The sequence below is a fragment of the Streptococcus pseudopneumoniae genome, assembly GCF_001073085.1.
Taxonomy (GTDB): Bacteria; Bacillota; Bacilli; order Lactobacillales; family Streptococcaceae; genus Streptococcus; species Streptococcus pseudopneumoniae_M.
Map to the genome: position 1 here is coordinate 44,150 of NZ_JVFV01000043.1, position 17,056 is coordinate 61,205.

Sequence of the window (17,056 nt, forward strand, 5' to 3'; positions counted from 1 at the left end):
TCTAAGTCACGCCCCTGTTCATAGATAAACTACATAAAAATAAGGTATCTTTTATCTATGATATTAAACAGTTTTACCGACTATTTAACATGTGTTTGGTATAAGGTTGATTGAGATAACTTTGACAGTTTTAGTCTGTTAAGTTGTTTCTCTTCCTATTTTCAAAATTTGGCTTTATATAGTTGATTGAAATAAGATGTGAACAAAGAGGTTAGGAAAGTCAAATTAATTTCTAAAAATGTTTTAGAATCCATGGCGTACTACTCTAAGTTCAATCCACTATAAAAATTAAGATTCCACTATAAAAAAACTGCATACAAAAAACTGAGAATAAATCCTCAGTTTTTTATATATTTTATTGTTGTCTTCGTGGATTTTGTTGGGGTTGGTTTTGTTGTTGAGAATTTGCAGACGAATTTGGTACTGATGCATTTGGATTGGTAGTACCATTCGTATTTTCGTTTGAAGAGCTTTCGCTTTCAGTTGTTGAAGTTGAACTTGAGCTAGAGCTCTCTGTTGTCGAACTTGCTTGAGTTGATTGTGGAATCCAGTTGCTACGTGCACCATTCTTGAAGACGTAATCACCGCTTCTATAAAGTCCTTCTGGCATTGTCCAGTCACCAGGATGATCGTCCTCTGCTAGATACTGCATCATAGAACGATAGATACTAGTGGCAACGGTAAAGCCATCACCAACGATTGGAGTAAGGCGGTTTGAATAACCAGTCCAGACTGCCATTGAATATTTACGGGTATAACCAACAAACATTTCATCCGGAGCAACAAATTGACTTGTTTTAATGTGGTTTTCAATCTCTTCATCAGTGTAGTTTGATGTACCAGTTTTACCTGCTTGTTGAAGCCATGAAATATAAGCGTCTCGGCCTGTACCAGAGTATAATACTGTTTTCATCATTTCTGTCATCATATAGGCGGTTGTTTCTTTCATAGCACGAGTACCTTGATCAGAAAACTCTTTTGAACTACCGTCGCTAAAGACAACTTTATTGATATACATTGGTTTGTGATAGATACCACCGTTAGCAAATGCAGCATAGGCGGCAGCCATTTTTTCACTACTTGCACCGTACTGTTTACCTGATTCAGTCGTATTACTTGAAATTGCGTTTGCATATACCATGGTTGGATAATCAATGCCAAGTCCGTTTAAGAATTTTTTGGCTTTATCAAGTCCAACTCTATCGAGAGTTTCAACTGCTGGTACGTTACGAGATTGTTGGATAGCAGTTTGAAGAGTGATGTTCCCATAATAGCCACGATCCCAGTTGTAGACTGGAGTGCTAGTGCCTGGGAAGTTATATGGTACATCCTTAAGCATATAAGCAGTTGAGTCATAGATGTCGTACTCAAGCGCAGGTGCATAGTCCGTAATTGGTTTCATAGTTGAACCCCAGTCACGGTTAGTTTCCACTGCTTGGTTAGTACCAAAGGATACATTGCTAGCTTGGTGACGAGATCCGAGTTGGGCGATCACTTTACCATTTGATATATCAATGATAGTAGAGGCTGCTTGGATATCATCATCAGGATAGTTTACGTATTGATCAGTATTATAGACGTCCCAAAGGTGTTTTTGTACCTCTTGGTCGACGTTTGTATAGACTTCCATACCTGTTGTTAATAGATTATAACCTGTTTCTTGTTCTACTTGGTCAATAACCTCTTTAAGATAGTTATCCATGTACTGTGGATAGCTATTAACAGATTTTAGACTTTGAAGTCCATCGGTGATTGGAGTATTGATGGCTGTTTCATATTGCTCAGCTGTAAGGTAACCTTGTTTTTGCATTTCTGACAAAACGAGGTTTCGTCTTTCAAGGGCGGCTTCAGGATGAGAATAAGGATCGTACTGGTTTGGAGCCTGCGGCATACCTGCTAAGAGTGCTAGCTGAGGAATGGATAAGTCTTTGAGGTCCTTACCATAATAGTTTTCTGCAGCTGTCTGCATACCATAGTTACCATTTGACATGTAGACCTTATTGACGTAATAGGTTAAGATTTCTTGCTTAGTTGCAGTTCGCTCTAGCTGGATAGCTAACCAAGCCTCTTGAACTTTACGGGATAGAGTTTGATCAGCTGTTGATGTTGAAAAGTAAGTTAATTTAATTAACTGCTGAGTCAAAGTTGATCCACCTTGAAGACCACTATTGCTTCGAAGGTTACGAAGGAATGCTCCTGCTATACGAATGCTATCAATTCCTCTATGGTTAAAGAATCGATGATCCTCGATAGAGACAATCGCATTGACAAGACCAGTAGGAATGTCACTACTTTGAGCATTGACACGACGTTCAGCACCTAAATCTGCGATGAGTTCATTTTTGCTATCATAAATTTTACTTGATGTAGTTGCAACAAGTTTACTCTCGGAAAGTTCAGGAGCTTTGTTTGCATAGTAAAGAAAGACACCACCACCAAGCAGGAAAGCTGCGATAAATAAGCTAATCACACCAATGCCGAGGTATTTAGCGATGCGTAAGATAGTTTGTTTGTTCATATTGTTTTACCACCTAGTAAATGTTGTTTGACTGTAACAAGATAAGGAATTTGTGGAAAAGCAGACTGCTCAATCATATAACCGAATTCTTTGATATAGTCAAGCGGCATTGACTTTTTTCCCATATCCTGATGATAAAAACGGATGAGGTCAAGTGCCGGCAATAAATACGTTTCTTGATAAGAAGAAAAATGAAGAAGGACAAAGCAAATTCCTTTTTGTTCAAGGACTTGTTCCATATGCCGAATCTGATGAGGATGGAAGTTCTTCATCGGAATCGCATGTTTTTGCTTGGTTTCCTTGGCTTCGAAATCGATGTAAAACCCTTCATAAACTCCAGAATAATCGGTAGTTGATGCTTGTCTAAAATAAGCTTCAACAATCTTAGCCCGACTACGCTGAGGATAGTCTACGCGGACAATCTGAACAGGAGTTGGTTTTTTGTGGATAACAGCCAAACCGTGTGTCAGATAATACTCGTTTGTAGCATTGATCATCTTTTCAAAGGTCATCCCACGATTTGCGAAATTTTTAGTTTGTGAGGTGACTTGTTGTTTTTTTTTTGATGAAAGTTTATGAGGATAGTTGACCATAATTCTCCTTATTGGTACAATAACATCACTCTATTATACCATAAAGGTGCACAGAAAGGGAGAAAAAATGCATACAGCCTTGATTTTAGGCTATTCTAGCTTTGATTTAGGATTGTTTAATGACAAAGATATTCGTTTAAAAATTATTAAAAAAGCCATTCGTAGAGATTTGGAAAAAATGGCTGACGAAGGGTTGAAATGGTTGGTGTTTACGGGAACACTGGGATTTGAACACTGGGTTTTAGAGGTGGCCAGAGATATGAAAGATGACTTTGGTTTCCAACTTGCGACTATCTTTGATTTTGAGACTCATGGGGAAAACTGGAATGAGGGGAATCGGGTTAAACTTAGTGAATTTAAACAAGTTGATTTTGTTAAATACGCCTATCCCAACTATGAACACAAGGGGCAATTACGAGATTATCAACTTTTCTTACTTGAAAATACAGATGGAGCCTATCTTTTTTATGATGAAGAAAATGAAACAAAACTGAAGTATTTTTACGAACTGATGAAAAAGAAAGACAACTATATTACAAAAAGATTAACATTTGAGGAATTAAACGAAGTAGCTGAAAATTTTTCCGAAAATTGAGCCTTTGACCTTGCTTTTTGTTTGCCTTTTTTTATATAATAATACTAGCAACTGAGAATGGAGAGAGACATGGCAAGTATTATTTTTACAGCAAAAGATATTTTTGAGCAGGATTTTGGAAGAGAAGTACGTGGATATAGTAAAGCAGAGGTTGATGAATTCTTGGATGACGTCATCAAGGATTATGAAACTTATGCAGCATTAGTAAAGTCACTCCGTTTAGAAATTGCAGAGTTGAAAGAGGAATTGGCGAAAAAACCTCAAGTGACTCCAGTAGCTTCTGAACCAGCAGAGCTTGGAAGTACAACTTCTATGACAAACTTTGATATTTTGAAACGTTTGAATCGTCTTGAAAAAGAAGTATTTGGCAAACAAATCATGGATAATTCTGATTTCTAAGAATACTTCTGTTGTGCAATTTTTGGATAATCGCGTGAAGAGAGTTTCTTTTCATGAGGAAAGTCCATGCTAGCACAGGCTGTGATGCCTGTAGTGTTTGTGCTAGGCGAAACCATAAGCCTAGGGACGAGAAATCGTTACGGCAGTTGAAATGGCTAAGTCTTAGGATATGTCAGAGTAGACTTGAAAGTGCCACAGTGACGGAGTCTCTCTGGAAACAGAGAGAGTGGAACGCGGTAAACCCCTCAAGCTAGCAACCCAAATTTTGGTCGGGGCATGGAGTGCGCGGAAACGAACGTAGTACTCTGACTGCTAGCAGCTAGAGCTGCTAGTGGTAGACAGATGATTATCGAAGGAAGTGGTCCTAGTCACTTCTGGAACAAAACATGGCTTATAGAAAATTGCATATAGGTTGGGGCTGAGATATATTCTCAACCTCATTTTTTAAAGTGAATAAAGAAAGGTCTATAAAAGACTGAAATGAAAACAACATTTAATTTAATTGCGACTGCGGCGGCGGGTTTGGAAGCTGTAGTTGGACGTGAAGTAAGAGATTTGGGTTATGATTGTCAAGTTGAAAATGGGCGTGTTCGTTTTCAAGGTGATGTTAAAGCGATTATCCAAACTAACCTGTGGCTAAGAGCTGCAGATAGAATCAAAATTGTTGTGGGAACTTTTCCTGCAAAAACATTTGAAGAGCTCTTCCAAGGTGTTTTTGCTCTAGATTGGGAGAACTATCTCCCACTTGGAGCCCGTTTTCCAATTGCCAAGGCTAAGTGTGTCAAGTCAAAATTACACAATGAGCCAAGTGTGCAGGCAATTTCTAAGAAGGCAGTTGTTAAGAAACTACAAAAACACTATGCACGACCAGAAGGTGTTCCTCTGATGGAGAATGGCCATGAGTTCAAGATTGAAGTTTCCATTTTGAAAGATGTAGCGACTGTTATGATTGATACAAGTGGGTCAAGTCTCTTTAAACGTGGTTACCGTACTGAAAAAGGTGGAGCTCCGATCAAAGAAAATATGGCAGCTGCGATTTTGCAACTGTCAAACTGGTATCCAGATAAGCCTTTGATTGATCCAACCTGTGGTTCTGGAACTTTTTGTATTGAGGCGGCTATGATTGCGCGCAAGATGGCGCCTGGTTTACGTCGTTCTTTTGCCTTTGAAGAATGGAACTGGGTTAGTGACCGCTTGATTCAAGAAATCAGAACTGAGGCTAGTAAGCAGATAGATCGAGAGATTAAACTGGATATTATGGGCTGTGATATTGATGGTCGTATGGTAGAAATTGCCAAGGCTAATGCGCAGGCAGCAGGAGTATCTGGAGATATTCTCTTTAAACAGATGCGCGTACAGGATTTGCGTACGGATAAGATTAATGGAGTCATTATCTCTAACCCACCTTATGGGGAACGTTTGTCAGATGATGCAGGAGTAACTAAACTTTATGCTGAAATGGGTGAGGTTTTTGAACCTCTCAAAACTTGGAGTAAGTTTATCCTGACAAGTGATGAAGCCTTTGAAAGCAAATATGGTAGTCAGGCGGACAAAAAACGAAAACTCTACAACGGTACTTTGAAAGTTAATCTATATCAATATTTTGGTCAACGTGTCAAAAGAAATTTGACAGATTAGAAAGGAGTTGCCATGGATCAGAAGGATAAAAAAGAAGAAATGTTAGAACCGGAGAAAACCTCCCAAGAACCTCAGTTTGATTTTGAGGAAGCTAAGGATCTGACAGTTGGACAAGTTATTCGAAAAAATGAAGAAATTGAAGCGGGAGTAACTCCTGATGACACGATTTTGGACAAATACATCAAACAACACCGTGAAGAAATCGAAGCTGACAAATTTACAAACATTCAGGCAAAGAAAGAGGAACTTCAAAGTCTCGATGATTTGATCCAAGAAGCTAAAGAAACGATTGAAGAAGATGTGGAACCGGTAGAAGAAGTCTCTGAATCAGAAAAGTTTGCTGAAGAAGAGGGAGTAGCAACTGAAGAAGTTCTACTTTCGCCACTAGAAGAAACTTTAGTTATGGATAAAAATCTTGTAGAGGAAGTATTTGAACCAGAACAGGTAGAAAATGAGGAAACTTTACAAGAAGAAACCCCATTTCTAGCTCGCTCTCTTCAAGAAGAGGATGAGCCACGACGCAAAAAACTGTGGGTAATCTTGTCAGCTCTTTTAGCGATTGTTGTCTTGATTATTGGGGGTAGCTACTACGTTTATCGTCAAATTACTCGTTCTTCTCAAGAAATTCAGTCTCAGTCATCTGATGCAGGTTTGGTAAGTAATCAAGCAATACTCGATCAATTTAACAGTCTCTATGACACTTTTTATACTGATGAGAATAAAACTGCCCTAAAAAATAGTCAGTTTAGTCAATTGAGTCAGCTCAAAGAGCTATTAGATAAACTTGAGGGTGCTAAAGAACATACTCTTGCCAAATCAAAATATGATAGCCTTGAAACACAAATCAAGGCAGTACAAGATGTCAATGCTCAATTTGAAACACCAGCGATTACAGATGGTGTTCTAGATACAAATGCTAAAGTAAAGGCAGATGCTAAATTTACCGAAGTTAAGACTGGGAATACTGAAATTGATAAACTGCTAGATAAGGCTATTAGTCTCGGTAAGAGTCAACTTTCAAGTTCTACAAGCTCTAGCAGTAGTCAATCAAGTTCATCAAGTCAAACAGAGTCAAACTCAGCAACTGAAAGCAATGCTAGTAGCTCTGCTAATGCATCAACTTCAGCGGGTGAAACAGCCTCAGCAAATAATATCCTTAATAGTGGACTAGCAAGCAATGGTGTGAACCTACAAAGAAGTGTCAGTCGAGTACCGTACAATCAAGCTGCTGTTAGTGATAGTAGTAATCCTGCTTGGACTTTTGCAGATGGTGTCCTTGAACGCATTCTTGAGACTTCGCGTGCGCGTGGCTACATTACAGGCAACCAATATATTTTGGAACCTGTGAATATTGTAAATGGTAATGGCTACTATAATCTTTATAAACCAGATGGTACCTATCTCTTTACCCTTAATTGTAAGACAGGTTACTTTGTAGGGAATGGTTCTGGACATGCGGATGATTTAGACTACTAGTCAAATTGTTACAAAATTCTTTCTTTTCACAGATAAACATGATAAAATAAAACATATTAAACAAGAGGAGTGTCACATGACAAAAGCTAACTTTGGTGTTGTTGGTATGGCCGTAATGGGTCGTAACCTTGCCCTTAATATTGAATCCCGTGGTTATACAGTTGCTATTTATAACCGTAGTAAAGAAAAAACTGAAGATGTGATTGCTTGCCACCCTGATAAAAACTTCGTGCCAAGCTATGATATCGAAAGCTTCGTAAATTCAATTGAAAAACCACGTCGTATCATGCTTATGGTTCAAGCAGGACCTGGTACAGATGCGACGATTCAAGCCCTTCTTCCACACTTGGATAAAGGTGATATTTTGATCGACGGAGGAAACACTTTCTATAAAGATACCATCCGTCGTAATGAAGAATTGGCGAACTCAGGTATCAACTTTATCGGTACTGGTGTATCTGGTGGTGAAAAAGGTGCCCTTGAAGGTCCTTCTATCATGCCTGGTGGACAAAAAGAAGCTTACGACTTGGTGGCTGATGTTCTTGAAGAAATCTCAGCTAAAGCACCAGAAGATGGAAAACCATGTGTGACCTACATCGGTCCTGATGGAGCTGGTCACTATGTGAAAATGGTCCACAATGGTATCGAGTACGGTGATATGCAATTGATCGCAGAAAGCTACGATCTTATGCAACACTTGCTTGGTCTTTCTGCAGAAGATATGGCTGAAATCTTTACTGAGTGGAACAAGGGTGAATTGGACAGCTACTTGATTGAAATTACAGCTGATATCCTTGGACGCAAAGACGATGAAGGTCAAGATGGACCAATCGTAGACTACATTCTTGATGCTGCAGGTAACAAAGGAACTGGTAAATGGACTAGCCAATCAGCGCTTGACCTTGGTGTGCCATTGTCACTCATTACTGAGTCAGTATTTGCGCGTTACATCTCTACTTACAAAGAAGAGCGTGTACATGCTAGCAAGGTGCTTCCAAAACCAGCTGCTTTCAAATTTGAAGGAGATAAGGCTGAGTTGATTGAAAAAATCCGCCAAGCCCTTTACTTCTCAAAAATCATCTCATACGCACAAGGTTTTGCTCAATTGCGTGTAGCTTCTAAAGAAAACAACTGGAACTTGCCATTTGCGGACATCGCATCTATCTGGCGTGATGGATGTATCATCCGTTCACGTTTCTTGCAAAAGATCACAGATGCTTACAACCGTGATGCAGATCTTGCTAACCTTCTTTTGGATGAGTACTTCTTGGATGTCACTGCTAAGTACCAACAATCTGTTCGTGATATTGTAGCTCTTGCTGTTCAAGCTGGAGTACCAGTACCAACATTCTCAGCAGCTATTACTTACTTTGATAGCTACCGTTCAGCTGATCTTCCAGCTAATTTGATCCAAGCACAACGTGACTACTTTGGTGCCCACACTTACCAACGTAAAGACAAAGAAGGAACCTTCCACTACTCTTGGTATGACGAAAAATAAGTAGGTCAGCCATGGGGAAACGGATTTTATTACTTGAGAAAGAAAGAAATCTAGCTCATTTTTTAAGTCTGGAACTCCAAAAAGAGCAATACCGAGTTGATCAGGTAGAAGAGGGACAAAAAGCCCTCTCCATGGCTCTTCAGACAGACTATGACTTGATTTTACTGAATGCTCATCTAGGGGATATGACAGCCCAGAATTTTGCAGATAAGTTGAGTCGAACCAAGCCAGCTGCGGTGATCATGGTCTTGGACCATCGAGAAGAATTGCAAGACCAACTTGAAACAATCCAGCGTTTCGCTGTTTCATACATCTATAAACCAATCATTATCGATGATTTGGTCAGTCGTATTTCAGCTATCTTCCGAGGTCGAGATTTCATCGACCAACACTGTAGTCAGATGAAAGTTCCGACAGCTTATCGCAATCTGCGTATGGATGTTGAACACCATATAGTCTATCGTGGCGATGAAATGATTGCTCTCACTCGTCGTGAATATGACCTCTTAGCTACACTCATGGGCAGTAAGAAAGTCTTAACTCGTGAACAATTGCTAGAGAGCGTCTGGAAGTATGAAAGTTCTACAGAGACCAATATCGTAGATGTCTATATCCGATATCTACGGAGCAAGATTGATGTCAAAGGTCAAAAGAGCTACATTAAAACAGTGCGTGGTGTTGGTTATACCATGCAGGAATAGAAAGCAGTTGCAGTTGTGTAACTGCTTTTTTGATCTTTAAATAAACGAACATCTTTATCGAAAATTTCATGAGGCTTGGCTGTGCTGTCTATCAGTTTATTTTTTAAACAAATTGGTCAGTCTTAACTTCAAGTTCAAAGCAAACTTTGAGTAGATTCTTGTTGGTTTAAACTTAATATATTGATAAAAACAAAAACATTTGCTATAATCATTTTGGAGGATAAAAGAATGAGATTTTTGAAAAAATTGATGCAAGTCGGTCTAGCAGTCTTCTTCTTTGGTCTGTTAGCAACTAGTACAGTATTTGCGGATACTACTGGTGGACAATTTCTTGATAAGGACAATAGAAAATATTATATAAAAGATGACCATAAAGCAATCTATTGGCATAAAATAGACGGTAAAACTTACTATTTTGGTGATAAAGGAGAAATGGTAGTTGGCTGGCAATATATAGAAATTCCTGGAACAGGTTATCGTGATAATTTATTAGATAACCAACCAGTTAATGAAATCGGTCTTCAACACAAGTGGTACTATTTTGATAAAGATGGCGTACTACAAGAGTTTGTTGGCTGGCAACAATTAGAGGCTAAGTATTCGTTAACTGTTGGCAAAAAGCATGGTGAAGGCTTTGAGGGTCCTGAAGTTCTTAAATTAGCAAACTACTACTTTGAGCAAGATCACTCATTAAAAACAGGTTGGCTTTATGATCAGTCTAACTGGTATTACCTAGCAAAAACAGGTTCTTCAGGAAAAGACTACATTGGTGGAGAAAGACGTGCTGGTTGGATTAACGACAATTCGACTTGGTACTATCTCGATCCAACAACCGCTGCAATGCAAACTGATTGGCAGTATCTTGGTAACAAGTGGTATTATCTCCGTTCATCAGGTGCTATGGCGACAGGCTGGTATCTAGATGGTTCAACTTGGTATTACCTAGATGCTCAAAATGGTGATATGAAAACAGGCTGGATTTATGTTGATAATACTTGGTATTATCTTCGTTCGTCAGGAGCTATGACGACAGGTTGGTTCCAGGTCAATGGTAAATGGTACTATGCCTATAGTTCAGGTGCTCTAGCTGTGAATACCACAGTAGATGGCTACCAGGTCAACTATAATGGCGAGTGGGTCCAGTAATGAAAACAAGCGATTGTGAAGGAAACAATCGCTTTTTTTGTGAAAATATAATAAAATAGAAAGGAATAAAGTTCTAAAATTTTATCTAGAAAAAGACGCTTTTCGTCTGATAGAAGGATTAAATGACAAAAGAAGTTGGTGTCGGTCAGGCACATAGTAAAATTATTTTAATAGGAGAGCATGCGGTGGTTTATGGCTACCCAGCCATCTCTTTACCGCTTTTAGAGGTAGAGGTGACTTGTCGGGTAGTTCCTGCAGCGACACCATGGCGTCTTTTTGAAGAGGACACCTTGTCTATGGCTGTTTATGCTTCTCTCGAGTATCTAAATATCAAAGATGCTTGCATCCGTTGTCAAATTGACTCGGCTATTCCGGAAAAGCGAGGGATGGGTTCTTCAGCCGCTATTAGCATTGCGGCTATTCGCGCGGTATTTGATTATTTTGAAGCAGAACTTCCGCATGATGTTTTAGAGATTCTGGTTAATAGAGCAGAGATGATTGCCCATATGAATCCTAGTGGTTTAGATGCTAAGACCTGTCTTAGTGACCAACCTATTCGTTTTATTAAGAATGTTGGTTTTGAAGAACTAGCCATGAACTTGTCGGCTTATCTGGTCATTGCAGATACAGGAGTCTATGGACATACTCGTGAAGCTATCCAAGTTGTAGAGAGTAAAGGCAAGGATGCCTTACCTTTCTTACATGCGCTAGGAGAGTTGACCCAGCAAGCAGAAGAAGCAATAAAAACAAAAGATGCCGTGAAGCTGGGAGAGATTCTTACCAAAGCCCATGGAAATCTAAAGGAAATTGGAGTTAGCAGTCCTGAGTCAGATGCCTTGGTTGAAACTGCTCTCGACAATGGTGCTCTTGGCGCCAAGATGAGTGGTGGTGGCTTAGGAGGCTGTATCATCGCCTTGGTTGCTAATGAGAGCCAAGCGCAAGCACTAGCAGAAAGATTAGAAGAGAAAGGAGCTGTTCAGACATGGATCGAAAGCCTGTAACAGTATGTTCCTATGCCAATATTGCCATTATTAAATATTGGGGTAAGAAAGCCGAAAAAGAGATGGTTCCTGCGACTAGCAGTATCTCTCTAACCTTAGAAAATATGTATACGGAGACGACACTTTCTCCTTTACCAGCAGATGCAAGCTCGGATGCCTTTTATATCAATGACCAGTTGCAAAATGAAGCCGAACATAAAAAAATGAGTAAAATCATTGATCGCTACCGTCCTGAAGGAGCAGGTTTTGTTCGTATCGATACCAAGAACAATATGCCAACAGCGGCAGGTCTTTCTTCAAGTTCCAGTGGCTTATCTGCCTTGGTAAAAGCTTGCAATGCCTATTTCCAATTAGGACTAGATCGTAAAGACTTGGCCTTGGAAGCTAAGTTTGCATCGGGTTCTTCATCTCGTAGTTTTTATGGACCTTTGGCAGCTTGGGACAAGGATAGTGGAGAGATCTATCCAGTTGAGACTGACTTGAAACTCGCTATGATTATGCTAGTTTTAGAAGACCAGAAAAAACCGATCTCTAGTCGAGATGGCATGAAACTCTGTGTCGAGACTTCGACAACTTTTGATGAGTGGATTCGTCAATCTGAACAAGATTACAAGGATATGTTAGTCCACCTCAAGGAAAATGACTTTAAAAAAGTTGGAGAATTGACAGAGAAGAACGCCTTGGCTATGCATGCTACGACTAAGACTGCAAATCCATCCTTCTCTTACTTGACAGATGCTAGTTATGAGGCTATGGATTTTGTTCGTCAGCTTAGAGAACAAGGAGAATCTTGCTACTTTACCATGGATGCGGGACCTAATGTCAAGGTTCTTTGCTTGGAAGAGGACTTGGAACATTTATCAGAACTTTTAGGTCAACGCTATCGCTTAATCGTTTCAAAAACAAAGGATTTGAGCCAAGATGACGATTGTTAAAACTTGTGGGAAGCTCTATTGGGCTGGGGAGTATGCCATTTTAGAACCAGGACAGTTGGCGCTAATAAAGGCTATTCCCATCTATATGACTGCTGAGATAAAAGCATCTGATGTTTATAGACTCTACTCAGATATGTTTACCTATAGTGTAGACATGCGACCAGATTCCTCCTATGCTTTGATTCAAGAAACAGTTGCCTTGGTGGAGGAGTATCTGACTGATCAAGGGGTTGACTTGCAGCCGTTTTCTTTAGAGATTCGAGGGAAAATGGAACGCGAAGGCAAGAAGTTTGGACTGGGTTCTAGTGGTAGCGTCATTGTCCTGGTTATCAAGGCCATGCTTGCTTTCTATGAAAGACCTGCTGACAGAGAAATCCTGTTTAAACTGGCGAGTGCTGTACTTCTTAAACGTGGGGACAATGGCTCCATGGGGGACATTGCCTGTATCGTATCAGAAGACCTCGTCCTCTATAAGTCATTTGACCGCGAGAAAGTGGCACAATGGCTAGAAAAGGAAGACTTGAAAACTGTATTGGCACGTGATTGGGGCTTTTCTATTAGGAGTGTTGAAGCAGCTTTGAAATTTGATTTTCTGGTTGGTTGGACCAAAGAAGTGGCTGTATCTAGTCACATGGTCAAGCAAATCAAGAATAATATGAACGCTAGCTTTTTGCAGGCTTCAAAAGAAATTGTAGCTAACTTGGTAAAGGCTTTGCAGGTAGGTCAAGAAGAAACCGTTATTGACTTGCTAGAACAAGCTAGCCAACTCTTAGAAGGCTTGAGTTCAGACATTTACACACCTTCGCTCAGACAATTAAAAGATTCCAGTAGAGACATAAAAGCCGTCGCTAAAAGTAGTGGTGCTGGTGGTGGAGACTGTGGGATAGCCCTCAGTTTTGACCAAAATTCGACCACATTACTGAAAAAACGCTGGGCTGATTTAGGAATTGAGCTCTTGTATCAAGAAAGGATGGGACATGACGACAAATCGGAAGGATGAACACATCCGCTATGCCCTTGAACAAAAAAGTACTTATAATAGTTTTGATGAAGTTGAATTGATTCACTCCTCGCTACCCTTATACGACATAGATGAGATTGATCTTTCGACAGAATTTGCAGGGCGCAAATGGGACTTTCCTTTTTATATAAATGCCATGACAGGCGGTAGTGATAAGGGCAGAGAAATCAATCAAAAGTTGGCTCAGGTGGCCGAGGCTTGTGGGATTTTATTTGTGACAGGTTCCTACAGTGCCGCACTCAAGGATCCATCAGATGAATCTTTTTCAGTCAAAACTAATCATCCTAATCTTCTTCTTGGAACCAATATTGGCTTGGATAAACCTGTAGAACTAGGATTACAAACAGTGAAAGAGATGAATCCACTACTTTTACAAGTTCATGTCAATGTCATGCAGGAATTGCTTATGCCAGAAGGTGAACGTCAATTTAGATTGTGGCAAAATAATCTGAAAGATTATGCTGATCAAATCACAGTTCCCCTTGTTTTAAAAGAAGTCGGTTTTGGTATGGATGTGAAGACCATTGCTAAAGCATACGAGATGGGGATAAGAACAGTTGATTTGTCTGGACGTGGGGGAACGAGCTTTGCCTATATCGAAAACCGTCGCAGTGGACAGCGTGACTACCTAAATGACTGGGGTCAATCAACTATGCAAGCACTTCTGAATGCCCAAGACTGGAAAGATAAGATGGAGCTTTTGGTAAGTGGAGGAGTGCGCAATCCACTAGACATCATCAAATGCCTGGTCTTTGGAGCCAAGGCAGTTGGTCTATCACGCACTATGTTAGAGCTGGTTGAAAATTACTCTGTTGATGTCGTTATTTCCATTGTTGAAAGCTGGAAGGAAGACCTACGCTTGATTATGTGTGCCCTTAATTGCGCAAGGATTGAGGATTTGAAGCAGGTCGACTATCTCCTTTATGGAAAATTAAAAGAAGCAAAAGACCAAATGTGAGGAGGTCGGGATTTTTATCCCGATCTTTTTATCATTCCTCAGACTGATGTGACTTTTTGGTTTTGTGATACAATAAAATAGAGAGGACGGATACATGCGAAAATTTCAAATTTTTCTATTTATTGAAGCTTGTTTATTAACAGGAGCTCTGATTATGATGGTATCAGAGCATTTTTCCCGTTTTCTGTTGATCTTGCTCTTGTTTTTACTGCTGATTCGATACTATACTGGAAGACAGGGGAATAACCTTATATTAGTGGCAGTGAGCATCCTATTTTTCTTTATCATCATGCTCAATCCCTTTGTCATTTTAGCTATCTTTGTGGCTTTGATTTATAGTCTCTTCTTGCTATATCCTATGATGAATCAGGAAAGAGAAGACACCAATCTGTTCTTTGAAGAAGTAGTGACGGTGAAGAGGGAGAAAAATCGCTGGTTTGGGAATCTACACCACTTCTCAAGCTACCAGACTTGTCGTTTTGATGATATCAATCTTTTTCGTCTTATGGGGAAGGATACTATTCATCTGGAGCACGTGATTTTAAGCAATCATGATAATGTCATCATCTTGAGAAAGCTAGTCGGCACTACTAGAATTATCGTACCAGTGGATGTAGAAGTCAGTCTAAGTGTCAATTCTCTGTACGGAGATTTAACCTTCTTTGACCAGCCTAAACGTGCTCTACGTAATGAGCAATTTCATCAAGAAACCAGAGATTATCTCAAGAGTCCTAAGAGTGTTAAGATTCTTTTGACAACCATGGTTGGAGATGTTGAGGTGGTGAGAGGATGAAAAAGCAACCCTATATTTTAATTGGACTCACCTCATTTCTCTTTGTTGCTTTTCTATTTCGAAGCATTTTTAAGATCTTGGATTTGGAGTGGACTTCTCTTTTTCAGGATCTAGAAAAGACAGAAAAAGTCCTTTTTCTAGCCCTGATGTTTAGTCTTGCTCTAGCCTTTTTATTAGTCCTATTCTGGACAATGGTTGACGAAATTTCAAAGAGAAGAATCCAAGCAAATCTCAAACGTCTCATAGCTGGCAAAGATATTGAAAGTCTGGAAGATGCTGACTTAGATGCAAGTTTTAGAAATTTGTCAGGAAAGCTCGGTTTGTTGACAGAAGCTATTCAAAAAGCAGACAATCAGGCCTTGGTCAAAGAAGAAGAAATTGTTGAAAAGGAGCGCAAGCGAATCGCGCGTGACTTGCATGATACAGTTAGCCAAGAAATTTTTGCTGCCCATATGATTTTATCAGGGCTCAGTCAACAAGCTTCCAAATTAGACAGAGAGAAGATGCAAACACAACTCCAAAGTGTGACTGCCATTTTAGAGACAGCTCAAAGAGACTTGCGCATTCTTCTTTTGCATTTACGACCAATTGAACTGGAACAAAAAAGCTTGGTGGAGGGTATTCAGCTACTCCTCAAAGAGCTAGAAGAAAAAAGTGAATTGAAGGTAAGCTTTAAATATCAGGTAACTGCACTACCTAAAAAGATTGAAGAACATATTTTTCGGATTGTACAAGAATTGATTAGTAATACACTCCGTCATGCCCAAGCTTCATATCTAGATGTTTACCTTTATCAAACGGAAACGGAATTACAGTTGAAGGTTGCAGACAATGGTCGTGGTTTTCAGCTAGATGATGTTGATGAACTAAGCTATGGTCTACGCAATGTCAAAGAACGAGTGGAAGATATGGCTGGGACAGTACAATTGATGACGGCTCCTAAGCAGGGTTTGGCAGTGGATATCCGCATTCCCTTGCTTGAGTGACTAACAAAAGGAAATGAAATGAAACTATTATTAGTAGATGACCACCAAATGGTGCGTCTGGGTTTAAAAAGTTATTTTGAATTACAAGATGATGTAGAGGTTGTAGGAGAAGCAACCAATGGTGCGGAAGGAATTTCCATGGCCTTGGAACTTCGTCCAGATGTGATTGTCATGGATATTGTCATGCCTGAAGTCAATGGGATTGATGCAACACTAGCTATTCTCAAAGAATGGCCAGAAGCTAAAATATTAATCGTGACCTCTTACCTAGACAATGAAAAAATCATGCCGGTCTTGAATGCTGGAGCTAGAGGTTATATGCTCAAGACGTCCAGTGCAGATGAATTGTTACACGCTGTTCGTAAGGTGGCGGTTGGAGAGCTAGCCATTGAACAAGAGGTAAGTAAGAAGGTAGAATATAACCGCAATCATATTGAATTACATGAAGATCTGACAGCTCGTGAACGAGATGTCCTTCAACTGATCGCTAAGGGCTATGAAAATCAGCGCATTGCTGATGAGCTTTTTATCTCTCTCAAGACAGTCAAGACCCACGTATCCAATATTTTAGCAAAGCTTCAGGTTAGTGACCGCACCCAGGCAGCAGTATATGCCTTTCAGCATCACTTAGTAGGGCATGAGGACTTCTAGAGGAATCTTTTGGAGTGAAATCATAATTCTCTGTTCCAAAGGTAATTTTTTCTTTGAAATAAGTTTTTAATACTTTTTCTTGGTAAATTGGATACATTTAGCCATAAAACAGTGATTTAGAATTAGCAAGTATCTCAAGCAGTA

16 protein-coding genes and 1 other RNA gene are annotated in these 17,056 nt (G+C 39.7%); 15 read left to right on the forward strand and 2 right to left on the reverse strand.

Annotated features, from left to right (window positions below; translation table 11 throughout):
- Window positions 1-355: 355 nt before the first annotated feature.
- Together pbp1a and recU are read right to left on the reverse strand one after the other, a co-directional pair.
- Window positions 356-2,518 (reverse strand): penicillin-binding protein PBP1A, encoded by a 2,163-nt coding sequence (pbp1a, locus tag ADH90_RS09545; RefSeq protein ID WP_049531067.1) that lies wholly within the window; start codon window positions 2,516-2,518, stop codon window positions 356-358.
- Window positions 2,515-3,111, reverse strand: a complete 597-nt coding sequence (recU, locus tag ADH90_RS09550; RefSeq protein ID WP_049531068.1) for a Holliday junction resolvase RecU — start codon at window positions 3,109-3,111, stop codon at window positions 2,515-2,517. Before recU ends, pbp1a begins: the two co-directional genes overlap by 4 nt.
- A 67-nt stretch (window positions 3,112-3,178) precedes the next feature.
- Here recU and ADH90_RS09555 point away from each other — a divergent pair, with 67 nt between their 5' ends.
- The 15 genes from ADH90_RS09555 to ADH90_RS09620 all read left to right on the forward strand — a co-directional run bounded on the left by ADH90_RS09555 (window position 3,179) and on the right by ADH90_RS09620 (window position 16,912).
- The gene (locus ADH90_RS09555; RefSeq protein WP_049531069.1) at window positions 3,179-3,706 is read left to right on the forward strand and encodes a DUF1273 domain-containing protein; all 528 of its coding nucleotides are present in this window, start codon (window positions 3,179-3,181) and stop codon (window positions 3,704-3,706) included.
- Window positions 3,707-3,775: 69 nt separating this feature from the next.
- Window positions 3,776-4,105, forward strand: coding sequence for a cell division regulator GpsB (gene gpsB / locus ADH90_RS09560; protein WP_000146538.1), 330 nt, complete (start codon window positions 3,776-3,778; stop codon window positions 4,103-4,105).
- Between the two features lie 18 nt (window positions 4,106-4,123).
- Window positions 4,124-4,504: RNase P RNA component class B (gene rnpB / locus ADH90_RS10640), an RNA gene on the forward strand.
- 81 nt (window positions 4,505-4,585) lie between these two features.
- Window positions 4,586-5,743, forward strand: coding sequence for a THUMP domain-containing class I SAM-dependent RNA methyltransferase (locus ADH90_RS09565; RefSeq protein ID WP_049531070.1), 1,158 nt, complete (start codon window positions 4,586-4,588; stop codon window positions 5,741-5,743).
- Between the two features lie 12 nt (window positions 5,744-5,755).
- Complete coding sequence (gene mapZ / locus ADH90_RS09570; RefSeq protein ID WP_080982651.1) at window positions 5,756-7,219, forward strand: cell division site-positioning protein MapZ; 1,464 nt, start codon at window positions 5,756-5,758, stop codon at window positions 7,217-7,219.
- A 76-nt stretch (window positions 7,220-7,295) separates the two neighbouring features.
- Entirely contained in the window at window positions 7,296-8,720 is a 1,425-nt protein-coding gene (gene gndA / locus ADH90_RS09575) for an NADP-dependent phosphogluconate dehydrogenase (RefSeq protein WP_003017375.1), read from the forward strand.
- Between the two features lie 11 nt (window positions 8,721-8,731).
- Window positions 8,732-9,421, forward strand: a complete 690-nt coding sequence (locus ADH90_RS09580) for a response regulator transcription factor (protein WP_049531071.1) — start codon at window positions 8,732-8,734, stop codon at window positions 9,419-9,421.
- 228 nt (window positions 9,422-9,649) lie between these two features.
- Window positions 9,650-10,567, forward strand: a complete 918-nt coding sequence (locus ADH90_RS09585; RefSeq protein WP_049531072.1) for an N-acetylmuramoyl-L-alanine amidase family protein — start codon at window positions 9,650-9,652, stop codon at window positions 10,565-10,567.
- A 122-nt stretch (window positions 10,568-10,689) separates the two neighbouring features.
- Window positions 10,690-11,568 (forward strand): mevalonate kinase, encoded by an 879-nt coding sequence (mvk, locus tag ADH90_RS09590; protein ID WP_049531073.1) that lies wholly within the window; start codon window positions 10,690-10,692, stop codon window positions 11,566-11,568.
- Entirely contained in the window at window positions 11,550-12,503 is a 954-nt protein-coding gene (gene mvaD, locus ADH90_RS09595) for a diphosphomevalonate decarboxylase (protein WP_049531074.1), read from the forward strand. Before mvk ends, mvaD begins: the two co-directional genes overlap by 19 nt.
- Window positions 12,490-13,503 (forward strand): phosphomevalonate kinase, encoded by a 1,014-nt coding sequence (locus ADH90_RS09600; RefSeq protein WP_049531075.1) that lies wholly within the window; start codon window positions 12,490-12,492, stop codon window positions 13,501-13,503. Before mvaD ends, ADH90_RS09600 begins: the two co-directional genes overlap by 14 nt.
- Window positions 13,481-14,482: a type 2 isopentenyl-diphosphate Delta-isomerase gene (gene fni, locus ADH90_RS09605; RefSeq protein ID WP_049531076.1), complete on the forward strand. Its 1,002-nt coding sequence runs from the start codon at window positions 13,481-13,483 to the stop codon at window positions 14,480-14,482. Before ADH90_RS09600 ends, fni begins: the two co-directional genes overlap by 23 nt.
- A gap of 94 nt (window positions 14,483-14,576) precedes the next feature.
- A complete protein-coding gene (gene liaF, locus ADH90_RS09610; RefSeq protein WP_049531077.1) occupies window positions 14,577-15,275 on the forward strand; it encodes a cell wall-active antibiotics response protein LiaF in 699 nt (232 codons plus the stop codon).
- The gene (locus ADH90_RS09615; RefSeq protein ID WP_049531078.1) at window positions 15,272-16,261 is read left to right on the forward strand and encodes a sensor histidine kinase; all 990 of its coding nucleotides are present in this window, start codon (window positions 15,272-15,274) and stop codon (window positions 16,259-16,261) included. The genes liaF and ADH90_RS09615 overlap by 4 nt, the downstream gene beginning before the upstream one ends.
- 18 nt (window positions 16,262-16,279) lie before the next feature.
- Window positions 16,280-16,912: a response regulator transcription factor gene (locus ADH90_RS09620; protein WP_049531079.1), complete on the forward strand. Its 633-nt coding sequence runs from the start codon at window positions 16,280-16,282 to the stop codon at window positions 16,910-16,912.
- Window positions 16,913-17,056: the final 144 nt, after the last annotated feature.

Bases quoted from the DNA above. Each gene is read 5' to 3' on its own strand.
- pbp1a (WP_049531067.1), bottom strand. From the start codon at position 2,518: ATGAACAAACAAACTATCTTACGCATCGCTAAATACCTCGGCATTGGT.
- recU (WP_049531068.1), bottom strand. From the start codon at position 3,111: ATGGTCAACTATCCTCATAAACTTTCATCAAAAAAAAAACAACAAGTC.
- ADH90_RS09555 (WP_049531069.1), top strand. From the start codon at position 3,179: ATGCATACAGCCTTGATTTTAGGCTATTCTAGCTTTGATTTAGGATTG.
- gpsB (WP_000146538.1), top strand. From the start codon at position 3,776: ATGGCAAGTATTATTTTTACAGCAAAAGATATTTTTGAGCAGGATTTT.
- ADH90_RS09565 (WP_049531070.1), top strand. From the start codon at position 4,586: ATGAAAACAACATTTAATTTAATTGCGACTGCGGCGGCGGGTTTGGAA.
- mapZ (WP_080982651.1), top strand. From the start codon at position 5,756: ATGGATCAGAAGGATAAAAAAGAAGAAATGTTAGAACCGGAGAAAACC.
- gndA (WP_003017375.1), top strand. From the start codon at position 7,296: ATGACAAAAGCTAACTTTGGTGTTGTTGGTATGGCCGTAATGGGTCGT.
- ADH90_RS09580 (WP_049531071.1), top strand. From the start codon at position 8,732: ATGGGGAAACGGATTTTATTACTTGAGAAAGAAAGAAATCTAGCTCAT.
- ADH90_RS09585 (WP_049531072.1), top strand. From the start codon at position 9,650: ATGAGATTTTTGAAAAAATTGATGCAAGTCGGTCTAGCAGTCTTCTTC.
- mvk (WP_049531073.1), top strand. From the start codon at position 10,690: ATGACAAAAGAAGTTGGTGTCGGTCAGGCACATAGTAAAATTATTTTA.
- mvaD (WP_049531074.1), top strand. From the start codon at position 11,550: ATGGATCGAAAGCCTGTAACAGTATGTTCCTATGCCAATATTGCCATT.
- ADH90_RS09600 (WP_049531075.1), top strand. From the start codon at position 12,490: ATGACGATTGTTAAAACTTGTGGGAAGCTCTATTGGGCTGGGGAGTAT.
- fni (WP_049531076.1), top strand. From the start codon at position 13,481: ATGACGACAAATCGGAAGGATGAACACATCCGCTATGCCCTTGAACAA.
- liaF (WP_049531077.1), top strand. From the start codon at position 14,577: ATGCGAAAATTTCAAATTTTTCTATTTATTGAAGCTTGTTTATTAACA.
- ADH90_RS09615 (WP_049531078.1), top strand. From the start codon at position 15,272: ATGAAAAAGCAACCCTATATTTTAATTGGACTCACCTCATTTCTCTTT.
- ADH90_RS09620 (WP_049531079.1), top strand. From the start codon at position 16,280: ATGAAACTATTATTAGTAGATGACCACCAAATGGTGCGTCTGGGTTTA.